The organism is Streptosporangium amethystogenes, from assembly GCF_000721075.1.
GTDB lineage: Bacteria > Actinomycetota > Actinomycetes > Streptosporangiales > Streptosporangiaceae > Streptosporangium > Streptosporangium amethystogenes.
In genome coordinates, this window is record NZ_JOEQ01000019.1 from 89,864 (window position 1) to 102,535 (window position 12,672).

Below are 12,672 nucleotides of genomic sequence, written 5' to 3' on the forward strand. Positions count from 1 at the left end.
CCCTCCGCTTTTCCCTACCCCTTCATTCTAGGAAAAAGAAGTGCAATAACCCATGGGTGGGCAAATCCACTCTGCTCCACTGTCTCGCGGGCATCATGAAGCCGGATTCCGGAGAGGTGCGTCTGCTGGGGGAACGGATCGACACGATGGGGGAGCGGGATCGCAGCACGCTGCGCCGTACCCGGTTCGGATTCGTGTTCCAGTTCGGGCAGCTCCTGCCCGAACTACCGGCGGACGAGAACGTCGCGCTGCCGCTGATGTTAGGCGGGATGGCGCGAGGACGGTCCGTACAGGAGGCGCGGGCGTGGTTCGGGCCGCTCGGACTGGGCGGGATGGAGGGGCGGCGGCCGGGCGAGCTGTCCGGAGGGCAGGCACAGCGGGTCGCGATCGCCCGCGCGCTCGTCACCCGCCCCGCTGTGATCTTCGCGGACGAGCCCACCGGCGCCCTCGACCAGGCCACCGGTCATGAGATCATGCGCATCCTGGTCGAGGCCACCAAGCACCACGACGCGTCCCTGGTCGTCGTCACCCACGACCCGGAGGTGGCCCGGTGGTGTGACCGGGTCGTCGAGGTCCGCGACGGCATGATCCTCGCACCTGGCCAGAGGCAGGACCGTACCCAGACGCTGTCCGGGGGGAACGCGTGAGGAACCTGCTGGAGCTGAGCTGGCGGCTGCTCCGCGGTGGCGGACGCCAGTCGATGCTGGGGACGGGGCTGACGGCCGCAGCCGTGGCGATCTCGTCGGCGCTGCTGGTGTTCGCGCTGGCCGCCAACGTGGCCTTTGCGGCGCGCGCCGACCGGGAGGCGTGGCGCAACCCGGTGGAGGCCAAGGGGACGCCCGTCGCGATCGAGGCCACGGCCAAGGACTATGTCCGGGACCTGAGCATCACGGTTGTGGACGTCGCGCCGCTGCGGGAGGTCTCCGGGGTGAGGCCGCCGGGGATGAACCGGATGCCCAGGCCGGGTGAGGTGTGGGTGTCGCCGGGGCTCGCGGGGCTGATGAGGGAACTACCGGCCGAGCAGCTCGCCGCGCGCTTCCCCGGCAAGGTGGCGGGCACGATCGGGAACGACGGGCTGCTGTACCCGGACGAGCTCGTCGCCGTCGTGGGACGCACGGCCGCCGACCCCGCGATGGCGGCCTCCCGGGCGGACCACCCGCTGACGTCCACGCCGCCAACGAAGATCAGCGATTTCACGGGGAGGGCCGGTGACGAGACCGTCGTCTACCAGATCATGGCGCTCATCGCGAGCGTGCTGATGGTCGTGCCGCTGCTCGTGTTCGGGGGCGCGGCGGCCCGGCTGACCGTGGCGCGGCGGGACCAGCGGCTGGCCGCGCTGAGGCTGGTGGGGGCGACGCCGTGGCAGGTCGTCATGATGACGGTCGCCGAGGCGGTGATCACGGCGTTCGGCGGGGCCGTGCTCGGCCTGGTGCTGTACGGCGCGGCCATTCCGCTGCTGAGCCGGATCGAGATGGCCGGCGGGTCGTGGTTCGCCGCCGACCTGTGGCCCGGAGTCCTCCCCGTGCTCGGCGTACTGCTGGCCGTACCCCTGCTGGTCGGCCTGTCGGCGGTGGTCGGGCTGCGGCGGGTGGTGGTCAGCCCGCTCGGGGTGGCGAAACGGGAGACGCCGCCCGCGATGCGGTTCGTCCGGGTGGTCGCGCTGTTCGTGATCCTGATCGCCGTCCCGCTGTCGTCCCGGAGCACGTCGACAACCGTCGTCGTGGGCGTGCTCGGGCTGGCCTTCCTCGGCGTCAACCTCGTCGGGCCCTGGGTGGTGGGCGTCATCGGCCGGATCACCACCCGTACGGCACGGCGGCCCGCCAGGCTGCTGGCCGGCCGCCGCCTGGTCGACGACCCGAGGTCGGCCTGGCGGACCGTCAGCGGAGTGGCACTGACCGGCTTCATCGCCGGGTTCGTCGGGCTGCTGAGCCCGTCGTCCGACCTGCTGGGCGTTCCCCCCTCCACGGCCGGCCTGCGCCTTGTGGTCCCCGACGCCCAGGCGGCCGCCCTCGCGGAGCAGGCGAGGGAACGGCTCTCCGGAGCCGGGATCGACGCTCACGTCAAGACCTCCGACAGGTCGGGGTCCGGCCGGGCGAAGGAGAGGACGCTCACGATCAGCCTGCCCTCGGGTGACGGATACACCGTGCGGATCGACACCGCCCGTACGGCACTCGCCGGTCTGGTGCCGGGGCGCATCGCCGCCTCGCCGGTGGACGACCAGTGGCAGGGCATCCGTCTGCTCGACGACGTCCGCACCGGGACGTTGGTCGTGCTCGGGGTCTCCTTCCTGGTGGCGATCGCGAGCGCGGGGATCACGGCTGCCTCGTCGGTGCTCGACCGGCGGCAGGCGTACGCCCTGCTCCGCCTGGCCGGGACCCCGCTCGAAGTGCTGGACAGGGCGCGGCGTACCGAGACTCTCGTCCCCCTCGCGGTGATGGGCGGCGGTTCCATCCTGATCGGCATGTTCTGCGCGTTGCCGTTCGTGTACGCGGCGATGAGCGTGAGCGGGGCGGTCACGCTGCTGACCTCTGTCGCCGTGGGGTTCGCCGGGGTGCTGGGGGCGGGTGCGCTGTCACGGCCCCTGCTCCGTTCGGTCACCGCCAATCCGGCCCCACGACCGGACTGACATCGCCGAACCCGTGGCATCGAGATCGCCGGTGTTCGGACCGCCGTCTTCTCCGTCGACGGCGTCCCCATGGATCACATACGGAGCTCGCGCGATCACACCTGGTCGGTCACCAGTCCCATTGCCGGCGAGGACTGTCGTCGGTGGGCGGTCGAGGCGTCGGCGCAGGGTCTGCGCTGGTTCTTCGGGACGTGACCTGTCCGTGAAGTAACCCGTCTCATGTCACCTCGGGCGGCATGGGACGGGGGTGATTCTCAGCGGTCAGGAGGTCGGCGTGGGTGAGGGGGTCGACGGCTGGCCGGACTGGTGGTCTCGGTGTGGGCGGTCTCCCTTGCCGTACCAGTGGCCTCCCTTGCCGTGTCGGCCCTGCCCGTCGCGCGTGGTCGCGTCGTGGATCGCGACGGCGGTGGCCGTGCTGCCATCCACCTTCGCCATGACCATGACCTTCTGCCCGGCTTTCACCGCGTCGCCGTCCTCGCCGCGGCGGTTGATCCGGGTGTCCCCGTTGATCGTGTACTCCTTGGTGTAGCCGTCCTCGCTCTTGACCGTGATCGAGTCCTGGCCGACGGCCGTGACGTCGCCGTACTGGGTGGCGACGGTCACGTACTTGCCTTCACCGTCGGGCACCACGAACTCGCCATGGATGGAAGGTCCGCCGAAGCCCATCCTGTGGCCTCGGCCCCGATCCTGTCCCGGCGCCGTGTCGGAAGGTGTCGCCGATGGTGTCGCGGTGTCGCCCGTCGTGGGTGTCGGGGACGGCGCGGGCGAGAACGCGGCCGCGGTGGCGACGCCGGCACCCGTGACCACGGCGAGCGCGGTAGTGGCGATGAGCAGTGCGGAGCGGGGGATACGGCGCCTGGGTGGCTTGTTCGCCAGTATTTCCGCGGTGCTGAATTCGTCCGACCCAGAGGTCATCTTTCTTCCTCCCACTAGCATGTAATAGGAGAACAATGCATCAGACCACCTAAAACTGCCGTAAATGCCGTTCGTGCTCTGATGATCACCCTCCGTGTGGAGCGGCCTTCGTGTCACCGGTCCCGGTGTGAGAAGGCGCCACGTCGATCGGAACACGATCACGGTGGTGGAGTACCTGGATGACCAGGCCACGGCCCCTCAAAGACCTCTGAATGATCACTCGGCCGTACGTCAGGCCGGACATCGGCCGGATGAGGTCGCAGGCGTACGTTCCGGTATGGCCTGGGATGCCGACGGGCCACGATCCGTTCTCCTGAACCGTGGCCCGCCGGGACGCTGCCGGGAGGGAGGTCCGCTTGATCAGGTCGTGGTACCGGTGACCGTGCTTCCCGACTTGGTGACGAAGTAGGTCACGGTCGTGCCGCTCCAGAAGTGGAAGGTGAGCGTGACCTTTGAGGCGTCGGTGACCTCGGCGAAGAACTCCGGCTTCAGCGTGATGGTGTTGGTGCTGTAGTTGGGCGCGAAGGCGACGTCGAACTCCTTGAACGAGGTCCAGTTGTGAGGGCCGGCATTGGTGCCGTTGGCGTGCTTGGCCTCCATGGTGGCGAGTTGGTCACCCTTGAACGTGGTGGGGACGGTGAAGGAACTCGTCGTTCCGCTCGCGTTCTGCATCGTCGGCGTGTCGTAGGTGACTATGTTGATCCGCCACGGGACGCCCTGGGAGAACCGAGCCGACAGTGTCGCGTTGACGCCGTAGGCCCGGGAGCCCGTCAGCCGGGTGAGCGCGGATGCGGTGAACGTGAGCTGGTCGCCCGAGACGGTGTAGTCGGTGCCGCGTACCAGATCCGTGCCGCCCTGGCGGATCCCCACGAACGAGGTGCCGTTCAGGTTCAGCGTGAGCGTCTTGCTCGTGATGGCGGACGCCTTCGCGTTGAACACCTGATCCGACGAGGCCGTCCCCGAGCGCGTCGTCCAACTGGACTTGATCTGCGCGAACAGCTCGGGGTCGGCCCACTGGAACGAGGTCCGGTTGAAGTGCTGGCCGTTGTCCCACAACATGGTGGTGATCTGCCTGGTCCGCGCGTAGTGACCGAGGAATTCGAAGAACTTCAGTTTTTCGCCCTGTTGGATCGTGCCGGTGTGCCGGTCGAAGCCAAGCAGGCCGTACTCACCGATGATCACAGGGATGCCGCGGGTCACGAAGGCGCTGTACACCCGGTCGAAGGCGCCGGTCAGGTCCTGCTGGACGGTGGCGTCGAAGCGCGTGCCGCCGGCGACGTTGACGCTGAACGGCCAGTACCCGTAGAAGTGGACCGTCGCGATGAGGTTGGGGTCGTTCATCGTGTTGAACGTGCTGACCAGCTCGTCGACCCTGGCCTGATCGGCCGAGGTGTGCAGGGTCGGCAGGACGAGCAACCGGGTCGCGTTGTTGCCGCCCGACTGGCGCACGATGTTTCGAAAGGACGTGTTGAGTTCGTTCAGCAGGGTCGCGTTCTGGGCGTCCCCGGAACTGCCGGTGAAGGTCGGCTCGTTGACGCTCTCGAACACCAGCTTGGCCGAGGAGTTCCGGAACGTGTCGGCGATCTGGCTCCAGATCGCGTTGTACCGAGCCAGCACGTTCGTCCGGTCGCTCGGCATGTTCTGGATCCACTGCCACGAATCGTGATGGATATTGATCATCACGTAGAAGCCGTCGGCGAGGGCCCAGTCGACGACCTCCTTCACCCGGTTCATGTGCGTCGCATTGATGGTGTAGTTGGGCGCCCCGCCCTGGTACTGACCCCAGGTCACCGGGATCCGGATGCTGTTGAAGCCCTGCGCCCTGATGTTGTCGAGCAGCGCCGCCGTGATTCGCGGGTTACCCCATGAGGTCTCGTCCGAGCCGGTGGCGTCGAGGGAGTTGCCCAGGTTCCAGCCGGGCTGCATCGCGGCCACGACAGCCTGCGCGTTGCCGGGCGTCGGCGTCGGCGTCGGCGTGGGTGTCGGCGTGGGCGTCGACGTCGGGGTACCGCCACAGGCCACGCCGTTGACGGTGAAAGCGGTGGGGTTGGTGTTGGTGCCGCTGTAGCCGCTGTTGAAGCCGACGGTGACGCCGGCGCCCGTTTCCAGGCCCTGGGCATACGACGGGGCGGTCACGGTCACGCTCTGGCCCGACTGAGTCCAGGTTCCGCCCCAGCCCTGGGTGACCTGCTGGTTGCCGGGCCAGCTGTAGCGCAGCGTCCACGGGCTGACCGGGTCGCCGAGATTGTTGATCGTGATGTTGGCGCCGAACCCGCTGCCGTTGTCCCAGGCCTTGGTGTAGGTCACGGAACAGGCGACCGCCGCCTGGGCTGCGGGTGAGGTGACGGCCACCCCGATCGCCGCCAGGAGCGCGACCGCTGTGGACAGAGCCCACAAACGCAGTGTCTTCATCTTCAAGCCTCCAGGGAAGGGGTGCCCGTATGGGAGCGCTCCCATCTTTGGCCTGTTCCGCACCCGTGTACAGGACGTTTCCCCAGGCCATACCGCTGACCTGCTCCTTGGCACGAAGAATTCAGCGGAGGTATGAAAATTTCAGGGCTGAGGGTGGGGCGCCCTCGGTTGCGTCCACGGAGGTGGTGTACGAGTTTCCCCGACTAGATGGCGTGGCGCCGTTGCGACGCCAAGTACGGCACCCGCAGTGACGAGCGCACCAACCGGCGCAACGGCTATCGAAGCCGCGGCTGGGATATCCGAGCCGGCACCGTCGAGCTCGCCGTACCGAAACCACGCTCGGGCTCCTATTTCTCCGACTGGCTGCTGGAACGCAGACGCCGGGCAACAGCCCTGATCGGCGCGGTGGCCACCAGCTACCTGCTCTGGGTCTCCACCCGTCGGCATCAAACACACCTGGAAAAAGCCAGGTCAGCGAGATGGAGGCCTTCCGGGAAGAGCTGCTGGCCTTCGCCGCCTTCGGAGATCAACTCATACGCCACTTCGCTGGACGTGACCTGGCGGCCCAGGATCAACTGCGGCAGGCCGGTGGCCGACGTCGCATGACACGAAAGGAGATCGATGCCGTGATGACCGCGTTAGGAGACCTCGTGAAGGTCATTCAGGAGGCCGACCCCGTCGGCAAGACCGAGATCTACGGTTGACTTGTCGACCCCGGAAACGACTCGTGGAGGCCCGGGTCAAACCCGTACCTCCACGCGTGCAAAACGTTTGTGTCCGAGGGGGGACTTGAACCGTTCGCCCATCTCCTGAGCAGCACCGACGCTCCGTGGCTGGACCTCTCATGCCCGGAATAGGCGCGCGGAGAGGGGGCGGTGCCCACACCCACCTCAACGAGATCGGGTCCTACCTCGCGGCACACGCCCACGCCGGGGAAGCCCGGCAACCGCCAGTTCAGGATCCTCAGCAGACGATCTCAACTGCGCTCAGGGCAGCGGCGGTAAGGGGGCAGGAGCTCGGTGATCGCAGCACCGAACCCCTTCCTGCATCCCAGCAACCTGATCAACCCGGAAGCCAGGCCGTACGCCGCCCCTCGACACCAGAAATCGCCGGGGAGGTGGTTCCGGTCGAAGGGGCTTGGGTCGAGCGGAACCAGCGCGATCAGTACGGGGACCGGATCATCCTGGGCTTCGCGGTGGCTGTCCTGCTGGCGGTCGCCGGCGCGGCCGCCTACGTCTCGTACCACCACTTCTACGGTCTGGCGATCGCTTTGGGTGAGCGGCACGACATGGCCATTCTGTATCCGGCGATGTCCGACGGTGTGATCGTCATGGCGTCGCTGGTGATGGTCTACTGCTCGCGTCGTCGGCTACGTGTGCCGGTGCTGGCGTGGGTGGCGCTCGCATTGGGCGGGGCGGTGACGCTGGCGGCGAACGTGGCGCACGGCTGGTTCGGCGGACTCGGATCGCGCCTGATCAGTGCCCTGGCACCGGTGGCCTTCGCGGGCGCGTACGAACTGCTCATGTGGATCGTCCGGAACACCCGGCAACCGTCCACCGAGACGCTGGCCAAGGACCACGTGTGCCAGCCCGTTGAGACTCTCGTCGAGGTGGAACGCGTGGTGCCGCTGCTGCCCACCGACCGGTACGAGGCGGCGCGGCTCACCTATATCGAGAGCCTCAGTGAGGGCAGTCAGCGGGTCGGCCGACGCCCGCTGATGAGCCGGTGGGGACTGGAGCAGCGTGAGGCCGAGGAGATCATCGCCGAGGTGGAGAAGGAGCGGGCCCATGCCATCAAGGCAAAGAGCGTCGAGGTGGCCCATTCGGAGAGTGTCGTGCCGCCACTGGGCGGACCCCGTTCGACCGGCACAAGCGAGGCATGATACGGCGTAATGAAGGACGTCGGTACCGGGGCGGTCGGGTCGTCCTCCAGTCGCCCAACTCGGGCATCGGGGCGTTCTCCCAGGTTAAAACGATCAAGGTTCTGGGTCGCGATAAGGCATTTATCGCGACCCAGGATTGCCACTGGCCGTGTCCGCGGCGAGGTGGAAAAGGGCGGGTACCGCTGAGGTGTCTCCCTCGCAGGCGGCCTCGATGAGTGCCCGGCCACGGCTGACAGGGATGGCCGGAGGCGGGTCGAGTTCGGCCGCGATCAACGCGAGGAGCTCATCCACGGTCGCCGGACGCTGGCGTGGATCGTGGTGGGTCGCGGCGCGCACGACCGCCCGCCACGGGCCAGCCGGGGGGAGATGCGGCACGTTCGCGCGGGGATCGGTCTGCAGGGATGCCCAGCCGACCATCTGGCCGATGCTGTAGATGTCGGTCTGCGGCCTGGCCGCGTGGGCGTCGGTGTACAGCTCAGGGGCGGCGTAGCCCGCGCTGCCGTAGAGTTCGCCGACCTGCGTGCGTCCCGGCGCGGTGGTCTGCCCGCGAGGGCGGCGGCCCAGGCCCCAGTCCGCGATGACCCAGCGGCCGTCGAGCCACAGGATGTTGGCCGGTTTCAGGTCGCGGTGGATCCACCCGGCCTGGTGTGGCTCCCGTAGGCCTTCGCAGATCGCCGTGATCAACTCTCGCAGCGGTCCGTCTTGGTTAAGGATGGCGGCCATGTCCTCGGCCGAGTGATCGGCCAGTGGCATGACGAGCCATTCGAAGGTAGGGCTGAAGTCGAGGACCGGCATCACGTGGCGGTTCGAGCCGAACATGCTGGCCGCGTCGACCTCGCGATGCATCCGCGCCCGCTGATCGTTCCCTGTCATACGCAGCCGCTTCAACGCCACCGCTGTGCCGGTGTGCTTGTGCGTTCCCCGGAACACTTGAGCCTGTCCACCGGTCTTGAGAGGTCGGTGATCCAGGGCGTAGTTCTTGCGCTCACCATGCGCCACGATCCGGACGGCCGCGTACGGGTCGGGGGTGGCCGCCGCGACAGCCGAAGGAGCATCGATAGTCTCGGCCGTCGCTCCGGCCACAGCGCTAGCCACAGGCGGCTCGGGTTCGACCGGTCTCTTTAGCGCACTCGTGGGGGTCGCAGTGTAGGTCTGGGGTCCGCCCCCACTCACCTCGATGATGACCGGGCGCGGGGTTTGGCTGTTGCCCCGCACGTCGCCGAGCAGAAGAAGCCGTCCCTGTGGGGTGATGCCGAGCCCTTGGACCATGTTGAGCTGCATCTGCGCGACCAGACTGGTCGTTCTCGCGGCGGGATTGACACGATGGAGGAAGGCTCGAACGCCAGTACGGTCGGAACCTGCGGCGATGACCTCACCGCCCTGGACCACAAGATATTGGGGACTCGGCAACTCGATCCAGTCCTCCCGTCGCACCATCGTGCTGCGGCCCAGGTCCACGACCGCGCTGTGGCCCTCTGCGCCGAGGAAGAACCGCAGGTTGTCCAGCCATACCGCGCTGAGCACGTTCGCGTCGAACGAGATCGAGTAGCGCTGTTGATCACCGACCGTGCCGCCCAGCCGAACCAGGCCCAGCTTCGCGCTGGCCAGCTCGACGCCGCTGCCGCACAAGGCCCATGCCTGCCCATTGGGACCCAACAGCAGCATCCGGGTATCGCCCAAATCCCCGGCAATCGGTGTCAAAACACCGTCCTTCCACTGCACGACGGCCGAGCCCCTCCGGACCAGGATTCCACCGTCGGCCGAGGCCAGAGCGCTTCCCGAGCAACCCATCAGCGGCAGCAGCCAGTGAGCGGTGCCGCGCAGGGTGTCGACTTCCATGACGCCTCCGCCGGTCGTGATCAGCATCCGGGACCCATCGACGGTGAAACCCGTGATCTGCCCCCACCCCGCACCTGCGCTGAGCAGATGCTGCAGCGAGACGCCAGCGGCAACGGCGAGCTCGAGTTCCCACGGCATCGGCGACCGGGTGAACGACACGAACGACGGCGGATTGTCACGCCGCGCCGTCAGTACCAGGTCGGTCACGGAGGTGAAGGCTGCGCCGTCGAAGATCGCCCGGTCGCCGACCTCCTGCATTGCGTCCTCGATCGTCAGCAGCCCACACAGCGCGGCCTCGACGTGCGTACGGTCCAGCAAGACCACCACCGGGCTCTGCGGGTCCACGCTCTCGCCAACGCGGGAGTCGAACCCCGACATCGAAATCAGCACGATCTGCACGTTGCGACGCCGCTGCGCGGCCTGCTGCCACACAGCGACGTCCTGTGCCGTCAGCGGTGAGTCGCGCCAAACCAGATCAAGCAGCAGCTTCGTGTCACCACGCCGCAGACCCAGCGTCGGACTCACCCCGACGAGTGGCGCGGCTGGCCGAGGTTGGATGCCAGACCCAGTCAGAAGGTCATGGAGTATGCCCAGCAGGAGCTCGCCGCGCTCACCCTCGTCATGATCTTCGCTCAGGAGCTGCCCGTATCGTGCGATCAGAGTAGGCGCTCCGTCATCGTTCAGGTCGGCATCGCTCACTGAGCCCTCCTCACCGCGTATCGGAGATGACACGGTGATTATCTCCCGCCTGGGGCCAGATCGAGGAAACGACCATCGCTTTTCCGGTACACCGGAGTCAGGGATCGCTGGCCGGGAATGCTGTGATGGCCTGAGCGGCTCGCATGATGTGCGGCCCAGCGCCACTTGCACAGGTGTCCCGACCGTGGGTGATTCACACGGTCGGCCGGATGCGCCGAGGCAACAAATCGTGATGAGGTCCTACTGGGGCCGTACTATGCACTGTCCGGCCTTAGTGCGTTTCCGGGCTCGTGGGCCGGCTGGAGAGGGTTTCCCGCTGAGCGACAACACTATGAGGCATTCATGATCCTTATCGACGCTGAAGCGAAAGTCGACCTGCTCAACAACGAGGCGATCGCGCGGACCATCATCAAGATGCTGCGCCATCGACCCGATCAGGCGGTCACGTTCGGCGTCCATGGCGACTGGGGTGCAGGGAAATCCAGCATCCTGGAGATGATCCAAGGGTCGCTCGAAGGCGACAAGAAAGTCGTCTGCCTGAAGTTCAACGGATGGCGGTTCCAGGGATTCGAGGACGCGAAGATCGCGCTGATCGAGGGGATTGTCCTCGGGCTGCTGGACGCTCGCCCTTGGGCCCCGAAGATCAAGAAAAAGGTGTCGCACTGCTCAAGCGGATCGACTACCTGAAAGGCGCCCGGCACGGTGGCCAGGCGCTATGGAACATGACAACAGAGCTGCCCTCGCCTGCCCAGCTCGACGCGATGACGAACGCACTGCGGCGGGTCGCTGACGACCCCGGGCAGGTCGTGAACAAGGAGAACGTAGAACACTAGGCATCGCCGTCGACACGGCCCCCGAGTCCACTGCCACTGCATGTCGGCACAGGCTGGGGTGCGAGCCCGGCCTTTCTAGGATCGGCCCTCTCGCGAGAAGGGCTCCCCGATCGGCCATGGGTCCGTAAGGCCGAACCACTCCGTCGGTGTGTGCGCAGGATCGACGAAATGCACTGCGCCGTGGGCGTCGACCGTCGATCGCCGCCACATCGGGAACGGGGGCACGGACCACTCAGGGTCGGGGTGCTCCCAGATGGTGTGCTGCTGGGTGCCCACGAAAGCGGGGTGCAGGTTCTTGACGACGAGCACCGCCGACACGTGGCGGTGGTCCCAACGGTCGCCCTTGTACCAGTAACCGTCGGGATTGCGGACGAGGGCGTCCAAACGGGTCTCGCCGCCAGGGCTAGTGCCGGTCAGCAGGGCCTCGGTGCCGTATAGGGCGTTCTTCACGTCGTAGTTACCGGTGGTCATGCTGCTCGACGCCACCGCGACGACGTACGGAGCACCAAGCCGCCCGTATGCGGAACCCTTGTCGCTCAGCGCGTTTTTGATCCCCTCCTCCTGCACCAAGAAGGCCTGCCCGCCACCGAAGATCCCAAGCGGTCTCACGCCCTCCTTTCCGCGCGCTTCGAGCGACTTCGGGAGCGCGTGGAACTGGATCCGCCACCCGTCCGCCTCATAAAGCATTCCTGGGAAGTCACGTCGGCCATTCCCACGGTCACTGTAGGCGTCCGGGTTCAGCTCTCTTAGCCACTTCTCCAGTGTGGAGCGCAGTGGGCGAGCCCGGAGCGGGCCGCCCCCCTGCCTCTCCACGTCGATCCACAGGAAGAAGTTCGGGCTGTCGATCTTGTCGAGCGACTCGTACAGAGTGTTGACCCTCGCGGACGCACCCACCGCGACGTCACTGGACGACGCTGATCGAGCTTCGATGTAGACCGCGCTGCCGTCCTTCTCTGCGAGGAAATCCGGGCGGCGACTGGTCCCGTCGATTTCCGGGTGGCAAGTCACGGTGTAGCCCATCCGGAGGAGACACTCGTGCAGGTACAACTCGAAGAAGGCCCCCTTGGACTGCCGGTCATTCCTGGAGCGCAGCCGTCCCCTGACGTCCGCTTGGGCATCCGAGCAAAGCCGAGAGAACCAGTCCTCGATCAGGTCCCGGACCTGGTCCCAGAAGGGACCTGCCACACGGTCGATGAACTGGGAGTGGCTGTCCCCGTGCCCGGCCGGGGACGGGTCGGTTCGCTCGACCGCCGAGAAGATGTTCACGCCGATCATCACACCCGGTCCACCGGCTCCGGGGCAAGGCGGATTACCGCCCGGCAAAGGACTTGCGAACCCCAACCAGGGCCGCGCCAACCACGAGCGTGATCAGTTCGACCCGGAATGCAACGTCCGAGATGCCTGTGCGCAGATCTTGCGTCCAGGTTCGCGATCGTTGTCACAGAAGTGCGCTTGACGTCATACCA

At 67.0% G+C, this 12,672-nt stretch carries 8 protein-coding genes and 1 pseudogene; 5 read left to right on the forward strand and 4 right to left on the reverse strand.

The window, feature by feature from the left end; genetic code table 11:
* Window positions 1-56 precede the first annotated feature (56 nt).
* The gene (locus tag IG98_RS0125730) at window positions 57-647 is read left to right on the forward strand and encodes an ABC transporter ATP-binding protein (protein WP_245651712.1); all 591 of its coding nucleotides are present in this window, start codon (window positions 57-59) and stop codon (window positions 645-647) included.
* Entirely contained in the window at window positions 644-2,626 is a 1,983-nt protein-coding gene (locus tag IG98_RS0125735; RefSeq protein ID WP_030917246.1) for an FtsX-like permease family protein, read from the forward strand. The genes IG98_RS0125730 and IG98_RS0125735 overlap by 4 nt, the downstream gene beginning before the upstream one ends.
* A 261-nt stretch (window positions 2,627-2,887) precedes the next feature.
* Here IG98_RS0125735 and IG98_RS50810 read toward each other — a convergent pair whose 3' ends face one another.
* Together IG98_RS50810 and IG98_RS0125750 are read right to left on the reverse strand one after the other, a co-directional pair.
* Complete coding sequence (locus tag IG98_RS50810) at window positions 2,888-3,541, reverse strand: hypothetical protein (protein WP_157594512.1); 654 nt, start codon at window positions 3,539-3,541, stop codon at window positions 2,888-2,890.
* A 360-nt stretch (window positions 3,542-3,901) separates the two neighbouring features.
* The gene (locus tag IG98_RS0125750) at window positions 3,902-5,953 is read right to left on the reverse strand and encodes a cellulase family glycosylhydrolase (protein WP_030917256.1); all 2,052 of its coding nucleotides are present in this window, start codon (window positions 5,951-5,953) and stop codon (window positions 3,902-3,904) included.
* A 222-nt stretch (window positions 5,954-6,175) separates the two neighbouring features.
* Between IG98_RS0125750 and IG98_RS53515 the strand changes: the two are divergent.
* Window positions 6,176-6,415: pseudogene (locus tag IG98_RS53515) on the forward strand (transposase); the annotation flags it as partial.
* Between the two features lie 655 nt (window positions 6,416-7,070).
* Window positions 7,071-7,835: a DUF2637 domain-containing protein gene (locus IG98_RS47305; RefSeq protein ID WP_051752878.1), complete on the forward strand. Its 765-nt coding sequence runs from the start codon at window positions 7,071-7,073 to the stop codon at window positions 7,833-7,835.
* A 120-nt stretch (window positions 7,836-7,955) separates the two neighbouring features.
* On the opposite strand, the gene IG98_RS47310 is transcribed toward IG98_RS47305, so the two are convergent.
* Complete coding sequence (locus IG98_RS47310; protein ID WP_157594513.1) at window positions 7,956-10,373, reverse strand: serine/threonine-protein kinase; 2,418 nt, start codon at window positions 10,371-10,373, stop codon at window positions 7,956-7,958.
* 342 nt (window positions 10,374-10,715) lie between these two features.
* Here IG98_RS47310 and IG98_RS45300 point away from each other — a divergent pair, with 342 nt between their 5' ends.
* On the forward strand, window positions 10,716-11,060 hold the full coding sequence (locus tag IG98_RS45300) for a KAP family P-loop NTPase fold protein (RefSeq protein WP_169750176.1): 345 nt from the start codon (window positions 10,716-10,718) through the stop codon (window positions 11,058-11,060).
* A gap of 221 nt (window positions 11,061-11,281) precedes the next feature.
* Here IG98_RS45300 and IG98_RS0125780 read toward each other — a convergent pair whose 3' ends face one another.
* Window positions 11,282-12,472, reverse strand: a complete 1,191-nt coding sequence (locus tag IG98_RS0125780) for a hypothetical protein (RefSeq protein WP_157594514.1) — start codon at window positions 12,470-12,472, stop codon at window positions 11,282-11,284.
* Between the last annotated feature and the right edge of the window lie 200 nt (window positions 12,473-12,672).

Bases quoted from the DNA above. Each gene is read 5' to 3' on its own strand.
- IG98_RS50810 (WP_157594512.1), bottom strand. From the start codon at position 3,541: ATGACCTCTGGGTCGGACGAATTCAGCACCGCGGAAATACTGGCGAAC.
- IG98_RS0125750 (WP_030917256.1), bottom strand. From the start codon at position 5,953: ATGAAGACACTGCGTTTGTGGGCTCTGTCCACAGCGGTCGCGCTCCTG.
- IG98_RS45300 (WP_169750176.1), top strand. From the start codon at position 10,716: ATGATCCTTATCGACGCTGAAGCGAAAGTCGACCTGCTCAACAACGAG.